Origin of the sequence: Hyalangium gracile (genome assembly GCF_020103725.1) — a bacterium.
Classification (GTDB): Bacteria; Myxococcota; Myxococcia; order Myxococcales; family Myxococcaceae; genus Hyalangium; species Hyalangium gracile.
This window is the reverse complement of record NZ_JAHXBG010000011.1, coordinates 1-25,290: the sequence shown is the minus strand read 5'-3', so window position 1 is coordinate 25,290 and position 25,290 is coordinate 1. Positions and strand designations below refer to the sequence as shown.

Below are 25,290 nucleotides of genomic sequence, written 5' to 3'. Positions count from 1 at the left end.
CCCGCTGAACGCAGGCGCGTCTGTTTCCAACGCGTTCCGCACGCAGTCCTCCGAGACACCCTGCGAAATCCGCAGCTTCTTCCTGCGGATTCCGCACTCCGCCGGCAGCTCCCGCGACCCGCTCAGAGCGCGCCCTCGCGGCATGAAGAACTCCCGTGCAGCGACCGCCCGATGGCACGTGACGTGCTCCTGGGAGGGACACGCTCGTTTCGTGTCGGAGGCTGCGTCATGGGATTCGGAGTCAAGGCAGAGAAGCGGTGGGCCAACGGGATCATCCCCTACCGATTCATCATCCCCAAGGAGCCAGCTGTCCGGTCGAAGGAAGGAGAGGAGCTGAGGAGAGACGAAGAGCTCTACGACAACGCCGTCATGCTCATGGGCGTCATCCGCAGGTGCATGTCGGAGTGGATGTACTTCGTCAATTCCGATGGCATCCACATCTCGTTCGTCGAGCGGGGAGAGCCCCTCCAGGAGGGCGCCAACGTCCCGAACGACGAGGTGAAATACATCAAGCTCACCGATACCAGGAGCACCACCGCCGGCGCCAACGGCAGAGCCACGGGGAGCAACGTCGGGAACATGGCCATGTTCCCGGTCGCCTCCGAGCAGATGGATCATTGGAAGAGCATTCCCCACGAGCTCGGGCACATCCTCGGCCTGTCCCACGAGAACGAGCGCAACGGCCGCATCGAGGATGCTCCGTACCAGGCGGGAGACGTTCCGAGGCTGTGCTACTCCTTCAATAAATCCGATCCACCCGTTGGATGGCTGGCCCATGAGGTCGTGCTGAAGAACAACGTGGATGACGGAGGCCCCTACGATCCGGCGTCCATCATGCATTACCCGGCGTTTGGCTATTACGTCTGGAACTGCCGGACGGACCCGCTCAACGACAAGCTCGGAGAGAAGGCGGCAGCCGAGATCCTCAAGAAGCTGGGCATCAAGCTGAACTATCCCTCTCTCGGCGAGGTCGCGCCCGAGGCGCTGGAGCAGCTGCCCAAGGTGTTCACCCCCTGGGCGCCCAGCGACGGTGACATCGCGATGATCCAGTTCATGTATCCCAAGAAGGACGCGCGGAACTCCTGACCCCTGGCCTGGTGCGACCATGAAACTCCAAGAACTCCGAGATGTGCTTTCCGTCAGCCAAGGTGACGTCGTCCTCTCTCGCGACAGGCTCGGCCCCGCCATGGGGACGTTCCTCGACACCTACTTCGAGGGCCAGAACGTCACCATCTCCAGCCCCAGCCTCGAGCAGACCTCCGATGACGAGCAGGCCGTCACCCTGAAGGGCCGCTCCTCCGTCCTGGGCGTCGCGGATCTGCCAGTCACCGCGCGCTTCTCGCTCGACACGGACGGCAACGTGAGGACGCGGCTCACGTACACGCTGCGCGACACGATGCCGGGCCCCGGCGCGTGGACGTTCTCGCGCAGCTTTCCCAAGCTGCCCACGGTGTGGAACTACGACACCGGCTATCCCATCAATGACTCCGGCACGGACTTCACGTCGCTCCAGAAGCCCTTCGTCGAATCGCTCGACCTCTTCGACACGCAGGTCATCGTCTCGTCGCACGCGGAGACGGACGAGAAGCGCGGCGTGGCGCTCGAGCCCGGCCACAACGTCGTGTCCCAGATGCGCTCCCAGGGCATGGTCGGCGTCCTCGAGTACGCCATGACGGGCGGAGGCGCACTCCCGCTCCGGGGGACGATCCGCATCCCGAAGCCGGGCGAGGAGACGCTCTCCGGCAACAAGTTCGTCGCCACTCGCGCCCTGCTCCGCAAGGACGTGCCCGGCATCCACCTGAGGGCCCCGCTCCCCCTCGACTTCAAGATCGGCAAGCTCTCCTTCGAGGATCCGACGTTCCTCGTCTACACGCCGACCTCCACGGACTGGATGGCCACGAACGGGGACTTCTCGCCGACGCACGGCTACTCGGCCCGGCTCTCCGTCCCGAGCGCTGGAATCACCCTGGACCTCTCCGCCGATCTCGAGTGGAACCTGCCGCGCGTCTGCCTCTACGCGAGCTGCGAGGGCATGAAGCTCGGCAAGCTCGCCAGCCTCGTGGATCTCTGCGGCACCGACAGCCTGGCCTCCCTGCTCCCCGACGAGCTCCGGAGCGCGGTGGAGAAGCTCGAGGCGCTCGAGCTGATGGGCGTCACGCTCATCCTGTCGTCCTACGGCCGCACCGCCGACATCGACACGGTGAGCTTCACCGTCGGCATGCCGAGCGTCTCCTGGAAGATCTGGGGCGATGACCTCGTCGTCAATGACCTCTCCTGCCGGTTCGACGTCGACAATCCGTTCGGGAGCGGGAAGTCCCGGGTCGGCGTGACGGTCTCCGGAACGCTCGAGATCGAGGGAGTGCCCATCTCGGTCTCGGCCCGGAGCCGCAACGGGTTCACCGTCTTCGCCCACGTGGACAACCAGTCCATCCCGATCGAGCGGCTCTTCAAGAAGCTCGCGCCCGGTGCTGCCGCGCCGAGTGACATCTCGGTCGGCACGCTCTCGATGGTCGTCTCGCCGGGGAAGCTCTACTCGGCCCAGATGCTCGCCGCCACGAGCTCGAAGCCCTTCGTCATCCCGGTCGGCCGCTCGAACCTCACGGTCAGCAACGTGCTCGTCGACTTCTCCTACCCCAAGGGAGGACCCGTCTCGGGCAAGCTCGCCGGCACCGCCGCCTTCGGAAAGTCGCTCCAGCTCTCCGTGAGCTACGGCATCCCCGGCGACATCACCGTGCGCGGCACGTTCCAGAACATCCAGCTCACGAGCGTCATCGGCGAGCTGTGTGATCTCGTCGGGGAGATGCCGCCCGGCTTCGACCTGACCCTGTCGTCCGCCGCGATCCTCGTGCAGAAGCGCGGCAACGACTACGTCTTCAACCTGGGCACCACGATCGACGGCTTCGGCGCGCTCGCGTTCGAGGCGCGCAAGGTGGGCACGAAGTGGGGCTTCGCCGCGGGGCTGGATCTCGCCACGAGCGGCATCTCGAAGATCCCGGGGCTCTCGGCCCTCGAGGCCATCGAGGATGTCGTCAAGCTCGAGAAGCTCATGCTCGTGGTGTCGAGCTTCGACAACCCCAGCTTCCAGTTCCCCTCGCTGGCCCAGTTCAACACGCCCCAGCTCGCCACGAAGAGCCTGGCCATGCCGGCCACGGCCCAGGGTGTCACCCAGGGCTTCATGGTCTTCGCCGACTGGCAGCTCGACGCGAACGACAAGCAGCACAGCCTGCTCATGAAGCTGCTCGGGCTCGGCTCGAGGCAGTCGGTCGCGCTCGCGGTCAGCAGCCCCAACCCCTCCGCGAGCTCGCGGCTCTTCTTCAAGCAGCGGACGAAGATCCAGGGGCTGCCGTTCGACTACCAGCTGGGCATCCTCCTGCAGAACGGCAAGCCCAGCATGTTCCTCACGGGCAACATGCAGGTCGAGATCCAGGGGCAGAAGCAGACGTTCGACACGACGATGGCGTTCGTCCCCAGCGGGGCCTTCCTCTCGGCCACCATGAAGGGCTCGGCGCCCGTCGACTGCAAGGCCTTCAAGCTGTCGAACCTCGCGCTCCAGATCGGCGTCAACTGGGGCGGCATCCCGAGCCTGGGCATCGCATGCACCATCGACACGTCGAGGTTCTCGTCGTCCGTCGCGATCTTCTTCGACAGCACCAACCCGTCCAACAGCCTGGTCGCCGGCTCCCTCAGCCAGCTCACGCTGAACGACGTGACGGACACGCTGCTGGGGAGCGCCATCCCCTCGAACATCGACGACGTCCTGAAGACGATCGCCTTGAAGGGGACCCATCGGTTCAAGATTCCAGGCGATCTCACCGACGAGCTCGACGGCCAGGAGCTCACGAAGCTCTCACCCGCGTTCGCCGCCGCGAAGGTGCAGATCCCGAGCGCGTCCGAGCAGCTCACCCTCCGGACGAACAAGAAGGGCGAGTCCTGGCACCTCACGGACCTGACGAAGATGCGGCACTACGCGCTCAAGAAGAGCGGGAATGACATCGAGGTCTCCGTCGAGCCCCAGTTCTACTTCGCGCCGCAGAAGACCTCGATCGGCTCGATCGCGTTCCCGCAGGGCTACTACCTGAACGCGGCCATCTCGTTCGCGGGCTTCGACGCCTCGGCCACCGTCGACATCGCCCAGAACCGGGGGATCTCCGTCGAGGCGCAGATGGACAAGATCGTCATCCTCGACGAGAAGGTGTTCTCCATCGCGGCGCTGCAGGGCGGCGGAGGGCCGAAGCTCTCGGTCTCGACGTTCACCCAGAACGACAACCCGGTGCCTCAGTTCCGCCCGCCCCACTTCTACGTCAACGGCAGCATGACGATGCTCGGCGTCAAGCAGGGCATCTACGCCAGCGTGTCCGTGCAGGGGATCGACTTCGAGCTCGTCGGGAACCTGGCGCCGGGCGTGAAGTTCGACCTCGACGCCCGCTTCGGCAAGTCCGGCTTCGGCGCCAACGGCACGGTCAAGGTGGGGGTCGGCACGGTGGATCTCGGCGCACTCGGCAAGGCGAAGATCAACACCGACCTCGAGGTCGAGGTGGACGTCGACATCGACAACGCGCCCGCGGACATCAGCCTGGCGCCAGGCTCGTCCTACCCCGGAGAGTCGACGCTGCTGTCCAACGGGTTCATGCGGCTCGTCTTCCAGGCCGACGGCAACCTGGTGCTCTACAAGAGCAGCGGCGAGGTGTTGTGGGCCTCCGCGACCCATGGCCGGGATGGCACCCAGGTGGCCTTCCAGGGTGATGGCAATCTCGTGATCTACAACGGCCAGAGCGGCGCGATCTGGGCCAGCAATACCAACGGTCAGAACATCGCGAGGCTCACGATGCAGGGCGACGGCAACGTCGTCATGTACGACAAGTCGGGTCGCGCCCGGTGGAGCACGGGGACCGCGGGAAAGGGAGCCCAGTCCGCCATCGAGCTGGAGTCCAGCTTCGACTTCGCGGGCCAGCACGTCGACCTGGGCAGGTTCAAGGTCGACGTGAAGTCCGACACGTTCACCCGGCTCCCGGACATCATGAGCAAGAAGGTCGAGGAGGCCCTGCGCGAGGTGTTCAAGGACATGAACAAGTGGGCCGATGCCGTCAAGGATGGCGTCATGGACGGCGTCAACGACACCGCCAAGGTCTTCAAGGACGTCTACGGCAAGAGCGAGAAGGAAGCGAAGGACCTCGCCAACAGCGTGAACAAGGGCGTGAACCAGGCGACCAAGGCGGTGGAGAACACCGCCAAGGACGTGAGCAAGAGCGTCTCGAAGACCGCCAAGAAGGCGGTCAAGAAGATGAAGTTCTGGTGAGGCCGAGCGCCTCGGCCGTCATGCGCGGAGAGCCCGTCCCGGCGGCCTCCGCGCGCTTCACCGCCTCCAGCACCTTCCGGTTGAGCGGCGCGTCTCGGCCCAGCGAGCGCGCCAGTTCCACCACGGCGCCCTGCAGGTGATCGATCTCGGTCGGCCGCCGCTTCTCCAGATCCTCCCAGAGCGAGGAGCGAGCCTCCGGGTCGATCTTCACCATCGCCCCCGCCAGCAGCTGGAACACCGCATCCGGCAGGGACAGGATTCCGGGGAGCAGCCTCGGTCGGACCTTCCCTACCTTCGCGGGGACGATCTTCGCGGCGGCCATCAGCTCCAACGCCTCTCGCTGGCTCGCCGCCAGCACGCGACGCCAGCGCCGGTCCGCCAGCTGCTGGCGGAGAGGAAGGCCGGACAAGGCGTTCAGCGCGTTGTTCAGGTTCATCAGCAGCTTGCCCCAGGCGAGCCCGCTCATGTCCGAGTGCTCGGCCAGTGCCAGGCCAGGGACGGACAGCGTGGACAGCAGGCCGGGCACTCCCGCCTCCACCGTGAGGCTCCCGTCCGTTCCCCGGTGGAAGCGCCCTTCCCCTCGGTGCACCACGTTGAAGGGCACCATGCCGGCCACCACCCGCTGCCCTCTGGCGACGGCGCGCAGCCGGTCCGCGTTGCCAATGCCGTTCTGCAGGCTGATGACCACGGCCTCTGGCTTCGCGTGGCGGGCGATGGACTCCCCCATCTCCACCGTGGCGCCGCTCTTCACCGTCACCAGGATCCACCGCGCTTGGGCCAGCACGGCGGGATCATCCGTCACCGAGAGGCTCGCCGCCGGCACGTGGCGGCTGCCGCCGTCGCGGTCGGTCAGGGTGAGACCGTGGGCCTGAAGCTCGGCCACCATTCTCGGCCGGGCGAGGAAGCGCACCTCGCGGCCCGCCGCCGCCAACAGCCCGCCCACGAAGCAGCCGATGCTGCCCGCTCCCGCCACGACGATTGTGTCTGCCATGGACAACCTTTCTCTGGGTTCTGCTGCAGAACGTCCGGGACGGGCACTACCCCAACTGGGGACCAGTGCACTTCTACACCAGGACGGAGAGCGGACTGCCCACGGCCGCCGCCGGCGCGCTCGTCAGCCGCTTCGCCTCCGCCAAGCTCGATCAGGAGCTGCTGCAGGCCATCATCGAGCGGCACCTGGTGCCCAAGTGCGCCATGAAGGTGAAGCGCACCCCGGAGATGGGCCCGCTGAGCGCCTACTCCACCGAGTCCGCCTGCGGCTGCTTCCTCGACAAGGTCGCCAACGGAGCCACGTCCTGCAAGACGTGCGGCGGGCCCGGGGACTTTCCCGCGTCCGCCCCCGCCTGCAACTACGGGTATTGCGAGTCGCTCTGAGCCTCGGCGGCGCCAGTGCCCCACCCGGCCGTCACGTCCACCGGTGAACGACCGGCCGCGGATGAGGCGCTGCTCGACCGTCTGGCCCGGTGCGCGACGCACCCACCGCCCCCGAGCCACACCGCCTCCCGGGGAGGTGCCCGTGTCGGGCGAGAACGCCGCCGACTGGTATGCTTGTCATACCAGTTCGCAACCGGTCCGGCCGACAGGGAGGGAGCCGGTTCCCGAAGAGGGGGCACCAACGCGTGTCCCCTTTCGGGCCGGAACGACCCCTCGGAGCCAGCCGCTCCGCTCTCCGTGGGTTCCGGTGACGTGCCAGGAGACGGCGCTCGCCAGCACTCACGTGGGCTCCCCGGGTTCGGAGCGACGGCCCGTTCGATTCACGACACCACCGGCCTGCTCGTGGGCTCAACTCTCCCTTGGCGGCTGGCTCGCGTCCCTCTCCCTCGCCCAACTTCCCTGAGAGGGGTAGATAGGACGCCCCTCCCACAGGAGTCACATGGACCTCATCGGACAACTCTCGCAGCAACTCGGCGTGAACCCTCAGCAGGCGCAGGGGCTCGCCGGCTCCGTGCTGGGGCTCATCCAGGGCACGGTCAAGGAGAAGCTCGGAGCGGACGCCGCCGGACAGGTGGCGGGAGCCGTCCCCGAGCTGCAGGGCTGGCAACAGGCCGCGCAGGCCCAGGCCCCCGCGGCGGACGCGGGCGGTGGGCTCATGGGCGCCCTGGGTGGGTTGATGGGTGGGGGTTCCTCCTCGGGCGGCCTGGGAGGCGCGCTGGGTGCCCTGGGCGGTGCCGTGTCCCAGGCGGGAGAGGTGGCGGCGCTCGTCTCGCTGGCCCAGCGCTTCAACATCGACGCGAGCAAGGCCACGCTGATTGCTCCCATCGTCCTCAACTTCCTCAAGTCGCGGCTCGATCCCGGGCTGGTGAGCAAGATCCTCGCGGTGGTGCCGATGCTGGCGGGGGCTTCCGGTGGCGGCTCGGGCACTCCTGGCGGCGGTGGCCTGGGCGGCGCGCTGGGCGGACTGCTGGGCTGAGCCCACCCTGCGGCGCGGTCACCTTCCCTGCGCGGCCTTCGACGCAGGGGGCGGAGCGCTCTTCACGGCCGGGGCGAGCAGCTCCACCCGGCCCTCGGGGTAGATCGCCGTGAGCCGGTCCCCTCGGATCTCCAGCGCCGCCAGGTGCCGGCCGTAATAGGCGCTCAGGCCGGTGTCGATGAACAGCGTCCGGCCGCCGAACCTCACCCCGATGCGGCCGTCCCCCGTCGGGGTGTGCCCCATCACCATCCGCTTCGCGCCGAAGCGGCGCAGCACCTCGTCCAGCCCCTCGCTCCACTGGGGCTCCGGATCCTTCGCGTAGCCTCGGAACCACAAGGGGCCCTGCGAGTCCGTCGCGCCTCCAGGAGGATTGCCCGTGAAGAGATCCTGGCGCACCCAGCGGTTGAGCTCCGCGAGCGTCCGCGCCGGCACTCCCGGCTGAAGCCCTCCGTGCATGAAGAGCGTCCCGTCGATGCGCAGCACCGCGGGGCGGCTTCGCAGCCAGCGGCCATATCGGCCCTCGGGGCTGAAGGCCACCCGGTGTCCCGCGAGCCCTCGCGGCTGCCCCTCCGCATCCGGGGTCGGGCTCTGATCCGCGTACGAGGCCAGCTCCTCCGGAGTGACGTAGCGCAGATCCCCGAGCATGTTCATCGCCTCGTGGTTGCCCAGCAGCACGTGCACACGGCCGCCCGCCGCGGCCGCCTCACGCTCCAGCCGCCGGAGCAGCTCGTAGCACTCCCGCGTCCGGGGAGCCCGATCCGCGATGTCTCCCGTCTGCACCAGGTGAGCCTTGCCGCCCACCCACCGGCCCTTCTCGTCGATGAGGCCCGCGAGCCGCAGCACCTCCGTCAGCGCCTCCACGTCCCCGTGCACGTCCCCCACCGCCACCACACGCGCCACTCCCTGGAAGGTGTCCTGCACCGCGTCCTCCAGCCGCGGAGGTGCCTCAGGGGCGGCGGCCCAGAGCAGCGGCGCGAGCAGGAGCACTCCGGCGGTGAGCCGGGCAGGAACTGGGACGGGAGAGGAGCGCATGGCTCACCTGTCTATACCGGTCCGCTCCGCCCGTGAATCCGACGGCTCGCGTCGCGCGTACAGGCGAGCATGATGCTCCTCCCCTCGCTCGTTACCGGAAAAACACTCGAAGGCCGATGAGCCGTCGCGCGTTGGATCCGTCCCGCGTTGCGAGGTTGTGAAACCGGACACCGCGAGCCTCCAACGTCACCTGGTTCACGTCCGCTTCATTCACGAGCCACCGAAAAGGCCCACCTGCCCTGCGGTCTTGTTTCCTGAAGTGATCACTCGTCAGCAGTATCTCCGGAAACTCTGAAAGCTCTGCCGAAGGGGGTCCGCGATGAAGCCGGTGCCGATCAATGAAGCCTTCCGCAGCCAGGAGATGTCCCCGTTTCCCTCACGCCTCATGGCCATGCTCTCCGTCGGGTTGCTCGTCGCGGGCCCGCTGGCCTGCGGCCCGATGGAGCCCGACACCGAGCCTTCTTCCGAGCCCGCCCTCGAGGAATCCAGCCAGGAGCTGTCGTCCGACAACGGCTTGATGGCCAACGGCCTGTCCGCCAATGGCCTGTCCGCCAACGGCCTGTCCGCCAACGGCCTGTCCGCCAACGGCCTGTCCGCCAACGGCCTGTCCTCCTCCAGCTTCAACACATGGTTCGCGCAGAACCCCACCCTGAACGACACGGTGATGCGCTACATCGTCCGCTGCGCCGTGCCCGCGGGACAGGTGCGCACCTACCGGTCTCCCCAGACGCGCGTCACCTATCGCTGGGCGGGCGGACTGGGACTGGCGCCGAGCTGGGCCAACGGACGCGCGGCCACGCTCGCCGAGCAGCAGCTCGTCTCCGCGTGCATGGCCGCCCACGTCAACAAGTTCGGCGTGTCGGTGACGATTTCGCTGCTCGGCAAGACGGCCACCGGGCAGATCATCCCCTTCACCTTCGACGAGCTCCACCAGTACTCCCGCCGGGAGGCGTGCTTCTTCGGAAACCTCTTCAACGGCCAGGGCGTCTTCTTCGGCTCGGACGGGCCTCGGCTGCGCGCCAACGAGTCCTCCTCGCGCGCCTGTGAGCTGTCGAGCTCCGATCCCTACACGAACCGGGCGTGCCCGCCCCTCAGCTACGCCGGGACCTGCGAGCAGCTCTGCCAGCCCATCGTCCCCGGCGGCTTCTACCTGACGTGCACCTGGAACGGCGTCACCTACAAGGCGCTGACCAGCCGGGTCCGCCCGAGCGAGATCTACACCTGTGGAGATCGCATCTGTCAGATCAGCGAGCAGTGCGGCAACGGGCAAGGCTCCGGCTGCCAGCAGGACTGCGGCCGCTGCTCCGGCGGATGAAGTGACGTCACGGCGCGCGAATCGTGGGATGCTCGGGCCATGGCTCCCACCGAACGCACGCTGTACCAGTTCCCCATCTCCCACTACTGCGAGAAGGCTCGCTGGCTGCTCGACGCCAAGGGCCTGCCCTACACCCTCAAGAACCTGATGCCCGGCTCCCACCGCGGGGTGGCCAAGAAGCTGGCGAAGGGCGGCGGGAGCGTGCCGGTGCTGGTGGACGGCTCCGTGGCGCTGGGCGACTCCACCGAGATCGCCCTGCACCTGGAGCGCACCTACCCCACCCCTCCGCTGCTACCTCCGCCCGGCCCGGAGCGCGATCGGGCGCTGGAGCTGGAGGAGCTCTTCGACGACGCCGGCATCCACGTGCGCCGCTGGGCCTATGGGCACATCATCGGGAGCGGCGCGAACCTGGGTGCCCTGATGTTCGGGGAGTACCCCGCCCCCCAGCGCTGGCTGGGCCGACTGCTGGTCCCGCTCGTCAAGCGCGTCCTCACGCGTCAGTACCGCATCTATCCCGACAAGGTGGAGGAGTCCCGGGTGAAGGTGCTCGCGGCGCTGGACCGCCTCGAGCGGGAGATCCAGGGCGACCCCTCGCGCTATCTCGTGGGCTCCACCCTGACGATCGCGGACATCACCGCGGCGTCGCTGCTCGCCCCGATCATCCAGCCCGAGGGCTCGCCGTACGCGGCCCGAGCGGACGTTCCGATGCCCAAGGCCCTCGTCCAGATGTCGGAGGAGTTGCGCGCCCGTCCCGCCGGACAGTGGGTCCTGCGCCGCTACCAGCACGACCGCCGTCAGGCCGCCGCCCAGCGCCCCGCCGCCTGAGTCGCCCCCGCGGCCCCGGGCGTCCGAAATATTTCTTCATCATCCAGAAGCATGGCGGACATGGGCCCGCGTCAGGGTGTACCTGCGCGACCCGGAGTCTGGTTCTCTCCATGCGGGCTCCAAGTGGACTCCGTAAAATCCCTTCCAGGGGCTCTCCGGGTCGCGCACCTTCCGCCACCCTCAGGGGGCCGCCTGACGCAGAGGGACTGGAGCGACCCATATGGAGCACCCGAACCGCCTGGCGCCCGAGGAAGGAACCGTCCAGGTCCTCCTGGTGGAGGACGATGAGCGACTGGCTCGCCTCACTGCTCGCTACCTCCAGGAGCATGGGCTCGTGGTCACGGTGGCCCGCACCGGCCCGGAGGGCCTCGCCGAGGCCAGCCGCCACGCCTACGACGTCGTCCTGCTGGATCTGATGCTCCCGGGCCGCGATGGCCTGGAGGTGTGCCGGGAGCTGCGCACCCGCAGCGATGTCCCCATCATCATGGTCACCGCGCGCGGCGAGGAGATCGACCGGGTGCTCGGGCTCGAGACGGGCGCGGACGACTACCTGCCCAAGCCCTACTCCTCTCGCGAGCTGCTCGCGCGCATCCGCGCCCAGGTGCGCCGCGCTCGCGGCCACGCGGGCCCCGCCGTCCAGCCCATCCAGGTCGGCCGGCTGCAGCTGGATCCGCGCAGCCTCACCGCCACCCTGGATGGCCGCGCCCTCACCCTGACGTCCTACGAGTTCGGGCTGCTGCGCGTGCTGGCCGAGCGCGCCGGCCGCGTCCTCAGCCGCGAGCAGATCCTGGACCTGGTCAAGGGCAGCGCGGACGAGGTGTTCGACCGCTCGATCGACGTGCACATCTTCCGCATCCGCCAGAAGCTGGAGGAGGACCCTCGCACCCCGAAGCTGCTCAAGACGGTGCGCGGCGCCGGCTACATGCTCACTCGCGGTGACGAGTCATGAGCCCAGGGCGTCTGCGCCTGCCGAGCTCGCTGCTGCTGCGCATCTATCTGGTGGGAATCGCCCAGTTCGTCCTCATCGTCGCGGTGGTGATCGGCACGAGGGATCTCGTCGCGGAGCCTCCCATGCGAAGGGGCATGGACCACTACCGCTCCTTCTTCGCCGCGGAGTGGTCCGAGCTCGTGGACCAGCCCGCCGCCCTGCAGACGGCACTGGAGCGAGCGGAGAAGCACCTGGGGCATCCAGCGACGGTGCGCGCCATGGACGGGCGGGTCCTCGCCTCCAGCGCCTCGCCTCCGCTCGAGGCCCCACCGCCCGACCCTTCGGCGCCCCCAGGCCCTGCCCAGCGACGGCCCCCGGGCTCGGAGGAGGAGCCTCGCCGGATGGTCGTCGCCCTCCCGACGGGTGGAGCGCCCACCGCCTACGCCATCATCCTCCAGAGGCCTCCGCCCCGACCGCCGCCCATCAACTTCGCGGTGCTCATCGGGCTGGTGCTCGGGTGCACGGCCGTCACCTCCATCGCCTTCGCCCGCACCCTGGCCGTGCCCCTGCAGCGGCTGGCCGCGGTGACTCGCGCCTTCGGCGAGGGGATGCTGGATGTCCGCACCGGCCTGCGCCGGCGCGACGAGCTGGGGCAGGTGGCCGTCGCCTTCGACGAGATGGCCGAGCGCATCACCCACCTGCTCCGCTCGCAGAAGGAGCTGATCGCCAACGTCTCCCACGAGCTGCGCACGCCGCTGGCGCGCATCCGCGTGGCGCTGGACCTGGCCTCCGAGGGAGACGCGGACCTGGCACGTGAGTCGCTCGCGGACATCACCACCGATCTGTCCGAGCTGGAGCGGCTGGTGGAGGACGTGCTCACCGCGGCCCGGCTGGATCTGGCCAGCGGGCAGTCTCCCGGCGCGACTCCCCCCCTGCACCGCGAGCTCGTCGAGGCCCAGGCCCTGCTGGACAAGGCCGCGGCCCGCTTCCGCGCCACCCGCCCCCAGCACACGCTGCAGGTGAGCGCCGAGGAGCCGCTGCCCGTGCTGGACGCGGACCCGGTGCTGCTGCGCCGCGCGCTCGACAACCTGCTGGACAATGCCGGCAAGTACTCCGAGCCCGGCACCACGGTGCGGGTGCGCGCACGGCCCAAGGAGACGGGGCTCACCATCGAGATCGCCGACCAGGGCATCGGCATCGACGCGAGCGAGCTGCCCCACCTCTTCACGCCCTTCTTCCGCAGCGACAAGAGCCGGGCCCGCACCACCGGCGGCGTGGGGCTGGGGCTCGCCCTGGCCCGCCGCATCATCGTCGCGCACGGCGGCACGCTCGCCCTCGAGAGCCAGCCCGGTGTGGGCACCACCGCCCGCATCCTCCTGCCCGCCGCCAAGGCGCTTTCATAGCCCCAGCCCAGGGCCTACATGGCCCTACAATGTTTGACAGCGCACACTGTACGAAGGTGGGCTACCCGGTTCCCTGGCGACACAGTAGGGCCAAGGCCATCTATGCTGTGCAGGCCTTGTCAATGAATGCCAGCTCTTCCGGAATTGCAGAATCCGAGTCTTCGGCGGCGAGGCCCCAGGTCCCACGCCAGGGGGCCTCGTTCTGGATCCGGAAGGTATTGGATTTCTTCCTGAACGAGGCCCAACGCCAGGGCCGCCCGGACGAGCTCACCCGCTACCGGATTGTCGTCGCCGCCACGGTGTCCCAGCTGGCAATGGCCCTCTTCTTCCTGATCTCGGTGCTGTCGCTGCCGAGGAAGGGGTTCCTGCTCGGGGTGGCGATCTTCTGCGTGGTGGCCTACACGCTCACGCTGGTGCTCCTGCGTCGGAGCTCCTCCCCCTTCGGCCCTGGCCTGCTGCTGTGCTCGACGCTGGCGGGCGCCTACATCGGCTCGAGCCTGTACCTGAACAACGCCATGGCGGCCACCCATGTGGCCAGCACGCTCATTCCGCTGCTGTCCTTCTTCGTGCTGGGCTCGCGCGGAGGCCTGGTCTTCGCCGTGCTCATGGCCCTGTATGCCATCGTCCTCCTGCCGCTCTCCCAGGGCCAGTTCACCCTGTGGAGCGCCAACGGCGGCAGCGGGCTGTCGCTCTCGGGCAACGTCTTCGCCGCCGTCTGCATCGTGTGCGTCTGGGGGCTGAGCTACATGCACAGCCGGGCGCGAGACAATGCCCAGGCGGAGCTCGAGCGGACGCTGCGGATCCTGGGTGACAACGAGCGCAAGCTGACGAACCTGGTGGAGAGCACCGATGACATCGTGTGCTCCCTGGACCCCCAGGGGCGCCTGCTGACGGCCAACTCGGCGCACCGCCGGTGGTACTCCCGCATCTTCGGACAGGAGTCTCGGGTGGGCGAGCCGCTGGCCCTGGAGCGCTTCGCCGAGCGGCACCCGGAGTTCCCCGACAACTTCGCCCGGGCGCTCCAGGGCGAGCGCGTCCGGGTGGAGCTCGTCTACCCGGTGGGAGACACCACCGCCGCGCTGGAGATGTCCCTCACCCCCATGACGGACGCCCAGGGGCAGGTGACGGGGGTGACGCTCTTCGGCCGGGACGTGACGGCCCGGCGGCAGGCCGAGGCCCGGCTGGGAGAGCTGCACCGCACCCTGCTGGAGACGTCGCGCAAGGCCGGCATGGCGGAGATCGCCACGGGGGTGCTCCACAACGTGGGCAACACCCTCAACAGCGTCAACGTCTCGGCCACCCTCGTGGCCGAGCGGCTGCGCGGCTCCCGGGTGCAGGGCATGGTCCGCGCCACCGAGCTGATGAACCAGCACGCCCCGGACCTGGGAACGTTCCTCACGCGTGACGAGAGGGGTCGGCTGCTGCCAGAGTATCTCCTGTCCGTCTCGCGGCAGGTCGCGGAGGAACAGGCAACGATGTTGGCGGAGATGCAGTCGCTCACCAAGAACGTGGACCACATCAAGTCCGTGGTCAGCATGCAGCAGGAGCACGCCCGCTTCGTGGGCGTGACGGAGCGGGTGGCCCTGCCGGAGCTCCTCGATGACGCACTGCGTCTTCACGCCACCTCGTTCGAGCAGCTGGAGATCCAGGTCCGCCGCGAGTACGCGTCGGTGCCGGACCTGATGGTGGACCGGCACAAGCTGCTGCAGATCCTCGTCAACCTGCTGAGCAACGCGCGCCACGCGCTGCTCGAGAGCCAGCAGCCCAACAAGCAGCTCACCCTGCGCATCACCCGTCAGCCCGAGGATCGGCTGCGGCTCGAGGTGTCCGACAATGGCATCGGCATCTCCCCGGAGAACCTGCCGCGCATCTTCAGCCAGGGCTTCACGACGAAGAAGCGAGGCCATGGCTTCGGGCTCCACGCCAGCGCGCTGGCCGCCATCGAGATGAAGGGCAGCCTCACCTGCACCAGCCCTGGCCGCGGCCACGGTGCCACCTTCATCATCGACCTCCCTCTCAACCCCGAGCAGGCCCGAGCATGAGCATGCCCGCCTCTCCCCGCCGTCGCATCCTGATCATCGACGACAACCCCTCCATCCATCAGGACTTCCAGAAGATCCTGGCGGCCTCCGAGAGCAGCACCTCGCTGGATGCCCTGGAGACGGCCCTCTTCGGCTCGCCGCAGGCGCGCACCGGCGGCGCCTACTCCTTCGAGGTGGACTCCGCCTCGCAGGGCGAGGAGGGCGTGCAGCGCGTCCGGGAGGCCGCCGCCGAGGGCCGCCCCTATGCCCTGGCCTTCGTGGACATCCGCATGCCGCCGGGCATCGACGGCGTGGAGACCACCGCGCTCTTGTGGAAGGCCGACGAGGATCTGCAGGTGGTGCTGTGCTCGGCCTACGCGGACTACTCGTGGGAGGAGGTGGCGCAGCGGCTGGGCATCAACCAGCGGCTGCTCATCCTGCGCAAGCCCTTCGACAACATCGAGGTGCGCCAGATGGCGCACGCGCTGGCGCAGAAGTGGGACCTGTCCCGGCAGAGCCGCCGCCGCGAGGAGGAGTTGGAGAAGGCCGTCGCCGCGCGCACCGCGGAGCTCCAGGCCGCCAACGTGCGGCTGCGCCAGGAGATGGAGGATCGCGCGCGGCTGGAGGCGCAGCTGGCGCAGTCCCAGCGGCTGGAGGCCATGGGCCGGCTGGCCTCGGGCATGGCCAACGAGATCAGCAGCCCGCTGGGCTTCGTGAGCACCAACCTGAACCACCTGCGGCTGGCGCTGGAGAAGCGGACCGCGGGCGCGCCCCTGGAGGATCCGGCGGAGCTGCTGGACGCGTGCCGGGACGCCATCCACGGCACGGATCGCCTCAAGCGCATCGTCCAGGACGTGAAGCTGTTCGCCCGCGTGAGCCCCCAGCCGGGAGTGCCGGTGGACGTGCGCAAGGCGGTGGAGCAGTCCCTCGCCCGGGCCGAGCTGCCCGCGGGCTCGCGCGTGCAGCGGGTGGTGGAGTTGCAAGAGGTCCCCCTGGCGCTGGCCAGCGAGGAGGGGCTGACTCAGGTCTTCCTCAACCTGCTGTCCAACGCCGCCCAGGCCTTCCCGGAGAGCCACCCCGAGCCCCGGATCCGCATCGGCACGCGCCCGCAGGGCTCCGAGGTGGTGGTGGAGATCCAGGACAACGGCAGCGGCATCGAGGCCGAGCACCTGGGCCACATCTTCGAGCCCTTCTACACGACGAAGCCGGGCGGCTCGGGGCTGGGGCTGTCCATCTGCCACGGCATCGTCACCGGGTTCGGCGGCGACATCTCCGTGGAGAGCACGCCCAACAAGGGCACCACCTTCCGCATCAAGCTGCCGCGGGCCACCTGAGGTCCGACGCACGCCTCCGCCTCACTCCTGGAGCGCCCCATGCCCGTGCTGGCCCAGCTCTTCATCCACCCCATCAAGTCCACGCGGGGCCTGTCGCTGACGCGGGCCACGGCGGAGCCGATGGGGCTGGAGCATGATCGCCGCTGGATGCTGGTGCGCCCCGATGGCTCCTTCATCACCGGGCGCGAGTTCCCTTCCCTGGTGCGCGTGAGCGCCGTCCCCACCGAGGGAGGCCTGCGCCTGTCCGCCCCGGAGCAGCCCGAGCTGCACGTGCCCGCGCCGCCCGCGGGGGCCGAGCGCCTGGACGTCACCATCTGGAACGATCGCTGCTCGGCGGCTCGCGCCGGCAAGGACGCGGAGCGCTGGTTCAGCCAGTACCTCGGCCAGCCCATCGTCCTCGTGCGCGTGGACGCCCGGACGGAGCGCCCGGTGGATCCCCGCTACGCCCGGCCCGAGGATCACGTGGGCTTTCCGGACGCCTTCCCGCTGCTGCTCCTGTCGCGAGCCTCCGTGGAGGAGCTGAACCGGCGCATGCCCCGCCCCGTCACCGTGGAGAACTTCCGGCCCAACCTCGTGGTGGAGGGCTGCGAGCCCTTCGCGGAGGACGGCTGGAAGCGGCTGCGCATCGGCGACGTGGAGCTGGAGGTGGTCAAGCCCTGCGGCCGGTGCGTCTTCACCACCGTGGATCCGCTCACGGGCGAGAAGGCTCGGGACGGGGAGCCGCTGCGCACGCTCGCCACCTTCCGCCGCCAGGACGGCCAGGTGATGTTCGGCCAGAACGTGCTGGTGCGCCGCCCGGGGACGCTCCAGGTCGGAGCGCCCGTCGAGCTGCTGGGCTGAAGCGCCCGCTCAGCCGTACTTGAAGCGGTAGACGACCTCGGGGTGGCCCCGGGTGAAGCCCTTCACCACCTCGTGCTGGAGGTTCGTCGCGCCCAGCATCTTGAGCCCGCCCGCGGCGAAGCCCATCACCGACAGCTCGAAGTAGATGTGGGGCCGAGGCACGTTGGCGATGCGCAGCTCCGTGTACTCGGCCTCGGGCTTCACCAGCAGCTCGCCCGCGGTGAAGTAGCCCTTCCAGATGCCGGGCGTGAAGAGGAGGAAGCGCTTGAGGTCCCCCAGGGCGAACATCGACTTGAGCTGCCCCCGGCCCAGCGCGTACTCGGCCGACTTCACGCCGAACTGCCAGTAGATCTTCGGGTCGCTGTTGTAGAAGCGATCCACCAGCGCCTCGTTGAAGCGCAGGAAGGCCTCCACCGGCATGCGCGTGACGGGCATCACCGGCTGGGCGAAGAGCGGCTCGCGCGCCGCGTACTCCGAGAAGAACGCCTGCCAGGCCGCCTCTCCGTGCTCCTGTACGATCATCTGCTGCCGAGCCAGGAACGCGACACCTTTCACTTCCATCCGAGGCCTCCACGGACAGTCCCCACACCTTCGTTCTAGCAGAGATCTGGCACCTGTTCGGCGTGGCCCGCTGCGTTAGGCTCCCGCCATGAACCTGCCCCTGCTGATGGGCCTTGCCACCATGATCACCTCCAGCCCCCCGCCGCCCACGGACTTCACCGCCGAGGCCGCGACGCGCTTCGCCGAGCTGGCCCTCACCTGTGTCCACCAGGAATACCCCAACAAGATCGCCCACGTCCTGAGCAGCGATGCGGACGCGCGCCCCCCTCGCGAGCTCACCCCCGCCTTCTACGGGTGCTACGACTGGCACTCCGCCGTCCACGGCCACTGGCTGCTTGCCCGATTGGCCAGGACGTTCCCGGAGGCGGCCTTCGCCCCCCGCGCCCGCGCGGCGCTCGCCCGGAGCCTGACGCCCGCGAACATCACCGCCGAGGTGGCCTACCTGGGCGGGACCGGACGGGTCTCCTTCGAGCGGCCCTATGGGCTGGCCTGGCTGCTCCAGCTGGCGGCCGAGCTGCGCGAGTGGGACGATCCCCAGGCCCGGGAGTGGGCCGCCACGCTGAAGCCGCTCGAGCAGGCCTCGGCCCAGCGCATCCGCGAGTGGGTGCCCAAGCTCACGCGCCCCATCCGCGTGGGCGAGCATGACCAGACGGCCTTCGCCTTCGGCCTCGTCCTGGACTGGGCGCGGCTGGCCGGGGACCGCGCCATGGAGCAGCTCCTCGTGGAGCGCGTGGAGGCGTTCTACGGGAAGGATCAGCGCGGCCCGCTGGCGTACGAGCCCTCCGGGCACGACTTCCTCTCGCCGTGCATCGCCGAGGCGGACCTGATGCGGCGCGTCCTGCCTCCGGCCCGCTTCGTCACGTGGCTGCGTGGCTTCCTGCCGGAGCTGCCCACGAACGGCTCGGCCACGTGGCTGGAGCCGGCGGTGGTGTCCGACCCTGGCGATCCGAAGCTGGCGCACCTGGACGGCCTGAACCTCAGCCGGGCGTGGATGCTGGAGGGGATCGCCTCCGCGCTCCCCGCCTCCGACAAGCGGCTGGGCTCGCTGCGCGCCGCGGCGAAGCGCCACCGGGAGGCCGGCCTGCGCTCCGTCACCGGCGCGCACTACGAGGGAGGCCACTGGCTCGGCAGCTTCGCCGTATACCTCGTCACCGGCCGAGGCCTGCCTCGCAAGCCGTGAGCCCCGCGCTCAGGCGGGACGCGACGACGCGCCCGGCAAGCGCGCCAGCGAGAACCGGGAGAGCTCCCAGGGCACCTGCTGGCCCGTCGCCATCCAGGCCGCGATGCGCCCGAGCAGCACGGTGAACTTGAACCCGTGCCCGCTCAGCCCGCCCACCAGGGTGACGCGAGGCTCGCCCGGCAGGTGGTCCACCACGAAGTCCTTGTCCGGCGTCATCGTGTAGAGGCAGACCTTCTCGAAGACAACGCGCGGTGAGAGCCCCGGCAGGTGCTCGGCGCTGTAGCGGCGCAGGGGCTCGCGGTCGGACTCGTGGAGCGCTCGGTCCGCCCGCTCCGGCTCCGTGGGCGTGCCCGTCTCGTGCCACGCCACCTTCACACCCGGCGTCTGCCCGTCGTACGGGAAGCCGTAGAAGTTCGTCGCGAAGTCGATCCACACCGGGAAGCGCTCCGCGCCGAAGTCCGCCACCGGCGCCTCCGGCTCGAAGTGGCAGTACGTCTGCCGGGTGACCGTGAACGGCAGGGTGACGAAGCGGGACAGCAGGCGCGCCGTCCACGGGCCCGCGGTGACGACCAGCCGCTCGAGCTCGAGGGACTCTCCCCCGGCCAGCGCCAGCCGGATGCCTCCCGAGCGCGGCTCGATGGCCTCCACGGTGGTGTTCGGGCGCAGCCGGGCCCCGTGCGCCTCCGCCAGCCGCACGTTGGCGCGGACGCACGCGGAGGCGCGGAGGAAGCCCGCCTCCCGCTCGAGGACGCCCGCCTCTCCCGGCAGCAGCCGGAGCCGCGGGAACCTGCGCGCGCACGCGGCGGGCTCCAGCTCCTCGAACGGCACGCCGTTGTCCTTCAGCGCGCGGCGGATGGCGACCAGCTCCGGATGCTCGGCGGGGCCGAAGAACAGTCCCCCGGTCCGAGCGAACAGCGACTCGCCCGCCTCGCGCTCCAGCTCGTCCCAGAGCGGATACGCCTGCCCCATGAGCGCCGTGTAGAAGCCATCCGTGTACGTCTTCCGGATGATGCGTGACGTGCCGTACGAGCTGCCCCGATCGTGATCGAACCCGAACTGCTCGATGAGCGTGACGTCGTGTCCCTCTCGCGCCAGGAACCGCGCCGTCGCGCTGCCCACCCCTCCAGCGCCCAGCACTGCGATGCGTGCCATGCTCCACCTCGCTGGGGAGCCGCCGAGGCCTCCCCACGCCCGGAATCGTTCCACGGGTGAAGCCTCGCGCACAGCACCTTGGAGCGGGGACACCGTAGAAATCGGCTCGCACGGGATCACGGGGACGAGGCCCGAGACGCTTGCCAGCCAGCCCCGCGGTGCGCACCTTGAGTTCAGGCTTCGACAAGGCATGGGCGGCGTGGAGGTGTCCATGTGGCCCGAGCGGGGCCCTGCGGGTCGTCCTGACGATTGATATGACCAGGCAGCGCGGGACAGTGTTCCGGTACGGTACCGCCGTGCTCGCCACGGGCGTGGCGCTCGTCCTGCAACTGCTCGCCTGGCCGTATGTCCAGCCCATCCCCTTCCTGGTGTTCTTCGGAGCGGTGATGTTCTCGGGGTGGCTGGGCGGCTGGGGGCCCGGGATGCTCAGTACCCTGCTGTCGGCACTGCTTGCGCACTACGTCTTCGTGCCGCCCTTCTACGCCTTCTCCCTGTCGCTCAGGGATCTGGGCTCCACGGCCCTGTTCCTGTTCGCGGGTGTCTTCCTCACGTTCTTGAACACCTCGATGCGCCGAGGGCAGCAGCGGGAGTTCGAGCAGCAGGAGTGGCTCTCCACCACCCTGAGGAGCATCGGGGATGCGGTCATCGCCACGGATGCGATGGGCCGGATCGTCTTCCTCAACCCCGTGGCGGAGGCGCTGACCCAGTGGACCTCGGCGGAGGCCCGAGGCAAGGCGCTGTCCGTGGTCTTCCACATCCTCCAGGAGAAGACACGCCAGCCGGTCGAGAGCCCCGTCACCAAGGTCCTCCGCGAAGGGGGCGTCGTGGGGCTGGCGAACAGCACGCTCCTGGTCCGTAAGGATGGGAGCGAGATCGCCATCGATGACAGCGGCGCCCCCATCCGGGATGGCCAGGGCCGCCTGCTGGGCATCGTCCTGGTCTTCCGGGACGTGACGACCAGGAAGCGCGCGCAGGCCGAGAAGCGAGAAGAGCAGGCGCTGAGGGCTCGGATGGCCGAGCTGCGCGCGGCCGTCAGCCAGGGGCTCGCCGAGGAGCCCTCCCTGGAGCGGATGCTCACGCGCTGCACGGACGAGGTCTGCCGGCACCTCGACGCGGCGTTCGTCCGCACCTGGCTGCTCGATGAGTCACGAGCGGAGCTGGTGCTGCGCGCCAGCGCCGGCCTGTACACGCACCTCGATGGAGCGCATGCGCGCGTGCCCGTGGGGCAGCTCAAGATCGGGCGCATCGCCCAGGAAGGCCGGCCTCACCTCACGAACGAAGTGCTCCAGGATCCCCAGGTCCAGGACAAGGAGTGGGCCCGTCGGGAGGGGCTGGTCTCCTTCGCCGGCTACCCGCTGTCCACGGACGGGAGGGTGATAGGGGTCATCGCCCTGTTCGCCCGGCAGCCCCTGCCGCCCGTCGTCATGGAGACCCTGGCGGATGTCGCCATGGCGCTGGGCCAGGGCTTCCGCCGCGCCAAGGCGGAGGAGGCGCGACGCAAGGCGGAGCAGGCCCTGGCCGCCCAGAGCCGCACGATGCAGGCCATCACGAACAACGCGACGTTGGGCCTGCTGATGATGGATGCGCGCCAGTACTGCACCTTCATGAACGAGGCCGCGGAGAAGATCACCGGCTTCACCCTCGCCGAGGTGCGGGCGAGGGACTGCCCCCTGCACTACGTCGTGCACCACACGCGGCCGGACGGGAGCCACTTCCCGATGGAGGAGTGCCCCATCGACCGGGCGCTGCCTCAGCGGATGCAGGAGCAGGGCGAGGCGACGTTCGTCCACAAGACGGGCGCCTTCTACCCGGTGGCCTTCACGGCCAGCCCCATCCTGGAGGACGGCGTGCCTGTGGGCACCGTCATCGAGCTGCGGGACATCTCGGAAGAGAAGCGCCAGGAGGAGGAGCGCCTGAGGCTGCTGCAGGAGACACAGGCGGCGGTTCGGGTGAGGGACGAGTTCCTCTCCGTGGCCTCGCACGAGCTGAGGACGCCGCTCACCTCGCTCCAGCTTCGGCTGGCCTCCCTGGCGGCGACCGCGAAGAGTGCGTCCGAGGGGGTGGTGCCCGCCGAGCGCGTCATCCGGTCCACGGAGGTGGCGCAGCGGCAGGCGAAGCGGCTGGGAGACCTGGTGGAGAGCCTCCTGGATGTCTCGCGGCTCAGCACCGGCAAGCTCCAGCTCCAGCTGACGGAGGTCGATCTGACGGCGGTGACGTGCGAGATGGTCTCCCAGCTTCAGCAGCAGGCCCGCAAGTCCGGCTGCGAGGTACAGCTGGAGGCTTCAAGGCCCGTGGTAGGGCTCTGGGACAGGCTGCGGCTGGAGCAGGTGGTGACGAACCTGCTCACCAACGCGCTCAAGTACGGAGCCGGCCGGCCCATCCACGTCCGGCTCTGGGAGGAAGGCGGCCGGGCGCGGCTGACGGTGAAGGACGAGGGCATCGGCATCGAGCCCCAGCACGCGAGCCGCATCTTCGGGATGTTCGAGCGCGCCGTCTCCGAGCGCCACTACGGCGGCCTGGGGCTCGGCCTCTACATCACCCATCAGATCATCGAGGCGCTGGGGGGCACCATCCGCGTGGAGAGCCAGCCCGGCCAGGGCGCCACCTTCAGCGTGGAGCTGCCTGCTCGCCCCTCGGCCTGACGGGCCCGAGGCTCACCGAGGGGGCGGGCAGAGGGTGAGCGGCGTCACCACCCTTCCCTCCGTCATGAGCTGCGCGCAAGCTGGTGGAGCAGAGAGCTCCTATCTGATGTGAGCAGAGCCTCCGGTGGGGCTGTGAGCCACGCTCGGGCTCACAGCTCGCCGGACTTCACCTGGGCGAGGATGGCGGCGGCCGCGTCCTTTCCGGACAGGGCGCCGCCCTCCATGTAGCCCTGCCACCAGTAGAACGAGTTGGTGTGCTCGCCCGCGAAGAAGAGGTTGCCCACCGACTTGCCCTCGTTGCCGGCGATCGAGGTGAACTGCCCGGGCCTGTATGCCGTGTAGCTGCCCAGCGTTCCCGGGTTGGACGGCCAGTGCTCCAGGTGCGCCAGGATCCTGCCGCTCGTGTCCCGCGTCACCTTCTGCGCTGCGCCCGGATACACCCGGTTCAGATCGGCCACGAAGCGCTCGGCCTCGCGTCGTACGTCGCCGTGATCGCCGTGGAGCCGCGCCGCAGGGTGAGCTCGATGGCTCCGGCCGCCGTCTTGCGCACCGCCTCGAGCCGCTCGCCATGGCGCACCTGCCCCGGCAGCCGCGCGGCCATCTCCCGAGGGATCTGCTGGTTGCCGCCCACCAGGTGGTAGCGCTCGTCGCTCACCCCGAACGGCTCGAAGCGTGAGCGCCGGTTGGCCCGGATGAAGAAGACGAAGCCCAGGCAGCTCTGCTGATCCGCCGTCAGCCCGTACTCCGCCTCGTACGCGGCGATGATGGCCGCCTTCAGCACCGGCCCCGCGCCTCGCGTCTCCAGGTACGTGCGCAGATCCATCAGATCGAACTGGCGATCCACCGGCGTGTGGACGTCCGCCGTCGGCGCACCCGAGAGCTGCTGGAGATCCGCGCGCATCGCGGCCACGAAGGCGCGGTACTGCTCCACCACCACGGACTCCGGGTAGCGCTGGCCGCCGAAGGAGTAGAACACGTCGCCCGGCGGCTTGATGTAGCTCTCCTTGGCCAGGTTGAACTCCTGCGCGTAGCCCAGGATCGTCTTGTGCCCGGTGTCGATGAGCTCGCCGCCGCGCTCCACCACCTGGCCAGGGAAGGCGACGGGCCCAGGGAACGCTCCGCCCAGCGAGAAGATGCGCCCACCCGGGCGCTCGTTCGCCTCGTGGATCGTGGCGATGATGCCCGCGCGCTTCAGATCATACGCGCACGCCAGGCCCGCGATGCCCGCGCCGATGATGCCGACGCGCGGCTCTCCGGTCCGCCCTCCGTGCAGGAACGGCTCGGCCGAGGCCTGGGTGCCGAGCCCCGCCGCCATCCCCGCGCCGAGCACCGTGGCGTTCTTGAGCAGCGAGCGCCGGGACACGCGCATGGCCTCCGTGGCCTCGCGCTCAGGCACTCCTTCCCGCTCCGATGCGAGGGCAATGCGAGTGGTCTGCCGGAACAACTCGAACAGCGGAGTGCGGGCCATGTCTTTCCTCCGGGGGATGGGTCGAGCGATGCAAGGCTTATCCTTGTCCTCACCCAGCAATTCCAGCAAACGCAGAAAGCAGAGGAAAAATCGAATCCTCCAGAAGTGTCTGGTCGCCCTGGGCTTCATGGGCCAGGACCAGCTCAACTCCGGCCCCGGCAACTTCGGCTTCATCACCCAGCGCGCCGTCATGGACTTCCAGTCCCGTCACGGCATCCAGCCCGCCAACGGCCGCTTCGGTCCCGCCACCCGCTCCACCCTCCAGTCCGAGGTGGCTCGCCTGGGGCAGCCCCAGCCACCGGCTCCGGCCGGCAACTTCCAGGGGTTCCCTTTAGGACCGCGAGCCCTCGCCTCACTGCCTGTGCCGAGGCGAGGGTATGTACAGGCTTTGTATGGGTTGCGACGACACCTGAGCCATGATGACAATCATGGCTCAACCCGTGGCGGTCGAGCCGAGGTTTGCCCCCAGGCTCCCAGCCCAGTACATCGCTCCATGCTGAATATCCCGGGTTACACTCTCCGAGGGGCCATCAAGACCACAGGCACGAACCTGCTCTTTCGAGCAGTCCGTGACTCGGACGGGCTGGCACTCATCCTCAAGACCCCCGCGGCCTCGGCCCCGGGTAGTCGCGAGCGCGAGCGCTACCGCCGCGAGTTCGGCATCCTGCAGCGACTCCGGGAGGTGGCTGGCATCACCCGGGCCCATGCCTGCGAGCAGCTCCAGGAGCGGCCGGTGCTGCTGCTGGAGGAAGTCCAAGGCACCCCACTCTCGGAGCTCACCGGGCAGCCGTTCGAGGTGCTTCGCACGCTGGAGCTGGGCATCGCGCTGGCCTCCACGCTGGCGGAGCTGCACCGCCGCGGCATCGTCCACAAGGACATCAAG

The 25,290-nt window shown here is 69.2% G+C and carries 20 protein-coding genes and 1 pseudogene; 15 read left to right on the top strand and 6 right to left on the bottom strand.

The genetic code is table 11. The features are described 5' to 3' along the window. Nucleotides 1-228 precede the first annotated feature (228 nt). Together KY572_RS22800 and KY572_RS22795 are read left to right on the top strand one after the other, a co-directional pair. The gene (locus KY572_RS22800) at nt 229-1,086 is read left to right on the top strand and encodes a M12A family metallopeptidase (RefSeq protein WP_224245048.1); all 858 of its coding nucleotides are present in this window, start codon (nt 229-231) and stop codon (nt 1,084-1,086) included. A 19-nt stretch (nt 1,087-1,105) separates the two neighbouring features. Then, on the top strand, nt 1,106-5,296 hold the full coding sequence (locus tag KY572_RS22795; protein WP_224245047.1) for a hypothetical protein: 4,191 nt from the start codon (nt 1,106-1,108) through the stop codon (nt 5,294-5,296). On the opposite strand, the gene KY572_RS22790 is transcribed toward KY572_RS22795, so the two are convergent. Beyond that, on the bottom strand, nt 5,274-6,287 hold the full coding sequence (locus KY572_RS22790; protein ID WP_224245046.1) for a 2-dehydropantoate 2-reductase: 1,014 nt from the start codon (nt 6,285-6,287) through the stop codon (nt 5,274-5,276). The two genes, KY572_RS22795 and KY572_RS22790, sit on opposite strands and share 23 nt — an antisense overlap. Before the next feature lie 65 nt (nt 6,288-6,352). Between KY572_RS22790 and KY572_RS22785 the strand changes: the two genes are divergently transcribed. Next, complete coding sequence (locus KY572_RS22785; protein ID WP_224245045.1) at nt 6,353-6,670, top strand: hypothetical protein; 318 nt, start codon at nt 6,353-6,355, stop codon at nt 6,668-6,670. Between the two features lie 499 nt (nt 6,671-7,169). Beyond that, nucleotides 7,170-7,706 carry a DUF2780 domain-containing protein gene (locus KY572_RS22780; RefSeq protein WP_224245044.1) on the top strand — a complete coding sequence of 179 codons (537 nt, stop codon included), beginning with the start codon at nt 7,170-7,172 and terminating at the stop codon, nt 7,704-7,706. Nucleotides 7,707-7,724: 18 nt separating this feature from the next. Here KY572_RS22780 and KY572_RS22775 read toward each other — a convergent pair whose 3' ends face one another. Continuing rightward, nucleotides 7,725-8,738: a metallophosphoesterase gene (locus tag KY572_RS22775; RefSeq protein WP_224245043.1), complete on the bottom strand. Its 1,014-nt coding sequence runs from the start codon at nt 8,736-8,738 to the stop codon at nt 7,725-7,727. 319 nt (nt 8,739-9,057) lie between these two features. Between KY572_RS22775 and KY572_RS22770 the strand changes: the two genes are divergently transcribed. The 7 genes from KY572_RS22770 (at nt 9,058) to KY572_RS22740 (ending at nt 17,404) form a co-directional block, all read left to right on the top strand. Next, nucleotides 9,058-10,053: a hypothetical protein gene (locus KY572_RS22770; protein ID WP_224245042.1), complete on the top strand. Its 996-nt coding sequence runs from the start codon at nt 9,058-9,060 to the stop codon at nt 10,051-10,053. A gap of 39 nt (nt 10,054-10,092) precedes the next feature. Beyond that, nucleotides 10,093-10,878 (top strand): glutathione S-transferase family protein, encoded by a 786-nt coding sequence (locus KY572_RS22765; RefSeq protein ID WP_224245041.1) that lies wholly within the window; start codon nt 10,093-10,095, stop codon nt 10,876-10,878. 220 nt (nt 10,879-11,098) lie between these two features. Further along, a complete protein-coding gene (locus tag KY572_RS22760; protein ID WP_224245040.1) occupies nt 11,099-11,827 on the top strand; it encodes a response regulator transcription factor in 729 nt (242 codons plus the stop codon). Beyond that, entirely contained in the window at nt 11,824-13,209 is a 1,386-nt protein-coding gene (locus KY572_RS22755) for a sensor histidine kinase (protein WP_224245039.1), read from the top strand. The genes KY572_RS22760 and KY572_RS22755 overlap by 4 nt, the downstream gene beginning before the upstream one ends. Before the next feature lie 218 nt (nt 13,210-13,427). After that, nucleotides 13,428-15,251 carry an ATP-binding protein gene (locus KY572_RS22750; protein WP_224245038.1) on the top strand — a complete coding sequence of 608 codons (1,824 nt, stop codon included), beginning with the start codon at nt 13,428-13,430 and terminating at the stop codon, nt 15,249-15,251. Continuing rightward, the gene (locus KY572_RS22745; RefSeq protein WP_224245037.1) at nt 15,248-16,564 is read left to right on the top strand and encodes a hybrid sensor histidine kinase/response regulator; all 1,317 of its coding nucleotides are present in this window, start codon (nt 15,248-15,250) and stop codon (nt 16,562-16,564) included. Before KY572_RS22750 ends, KY572_RS22745 begins: the two co-directional genes overlap by 4 nt. A 39-nt stretch (nt 16,565-16,603) precedes the next feature. Further along, nucleotides 16,604-17,404 (top strand): MOSC domain-containing protein, encoded by an 801-nt coding sequence (locus KY572_RS22740; protein ID WP_224245036.1) that lies wholly within the window; start codon nt 16,604-16,606, stop codon nt 17,402-17,404. Between the two features lie 9 nt (nt 17,405-17,413). On the opposite strand, the gene KY572_RS22735 is transcribed toward KY572_RS22740, so the two are convergent. Next, nucleotides 17,414-17,965, bottom strand: a complete 552-nt coding sequence (locus tag KY572_RS22735) for a hypothetical protein (protein WP_224245035.1) — start codon at nt 17,963-17,965, stop codon at nt 17,414-17,416. A gap of 88 nt (nt 17,966-18,053) precedes the next feature. Here KY572_RS22735 and KY572_RS22730 point away from each other — a divergent pair, with 88 nt between their 5' ends. Next, entirely contained in the window at nt 18,054-19,145 is a 1,092-nt protein-coding gene (locus KY572_RS22730; RefSeq protein ID WP_224245034.1) for a DUF2891 domain-containing protein, read from the top strand. A gap of 9 nt (nt 19,146-19,154) precedes the next feature. Here KY572_RS22730 and solA read toward each other — a convergent pair whose 3' ends face one another. Next, entirely contained in the window at nt 19,155-20,297 is a 1,143-nt protein-coding gene (solA, locus tag KY572_RS22725) for an N-methyl-L-tryptophan oxidase (RefSeq protein ID WP_224245033.1), read from the bottom strand. Between the two features lie 254 nt (nt 20,298-20,551). Between solA and KY572_RS22720 the strand changes: the two genes are divergently transcribed. Further along, nucleotides 20,552-22,939, top strand: coding sequence for a sensor histidine kinase (locus KY572_RS22720; RefSeq protein WP_224245032.1), 2,388 nt, complete (start codon nt 20,552-20,554; stop codon nt 22,937-22,939). A 149-nt stretch (nt 22,940-23,088) separates the two neighbouring features. Here KY572_RS22720 and KY572_RS22715 read toward each other — a convergent pair whose 3' ends face one another. After that, the gene (locus tag KY572_RS22715; RefSeq protein ID WP_224245031.1) at nt 23,089-23,397 is read right to left on the bottom strand and encodes an FAD-dependent oxidoreductase; all 309 of its coding nucleotides are present in this window, start codon (nt 23,395-23,397) and stop codon (nt 23,089-23,091) included. Continuing rightward, complete coding sequence (locus KY572_RS22710) at nt 23,385-24,407, bottom strand: flavin monoamine oxidase family protein (RefSeq protein ID WP_224245030.1); 1,023 nt, start codon at nt 24,405-24,407, stop codon at nt 23,385-23,387. Before KY572_RS22710 ends, KY572_RS22715 begins: the two co-directional genes overlap by 13 nt. Here KY572_RS22710 and KY572_RS48165 point away from each other — a divergent pair. Together KY572_RS48165 and KY572_RS22700 are read left to right on the top strand one after the other, a co-directional pair. Further along, a pseudogene (locus KY572_RS48165) lies at nt 24,307-24,609 on the top strand (hypothetical protein); the annotation flags it as partial. The gene KY572_RS22710 and the pseudogene KY572_RS48165 overlap by 101 nt on opposite strands. Before the next feature lie 291 nt (nt 24,610-24,900). Then, nucleotides 24,901-25,290 (top strand): phosphotransferase (locus tag KY572_RS22700; RefSeq protein ID WP_224245297.1); only part of this gene is annotated, 390 nt, incomplete at its 3' end.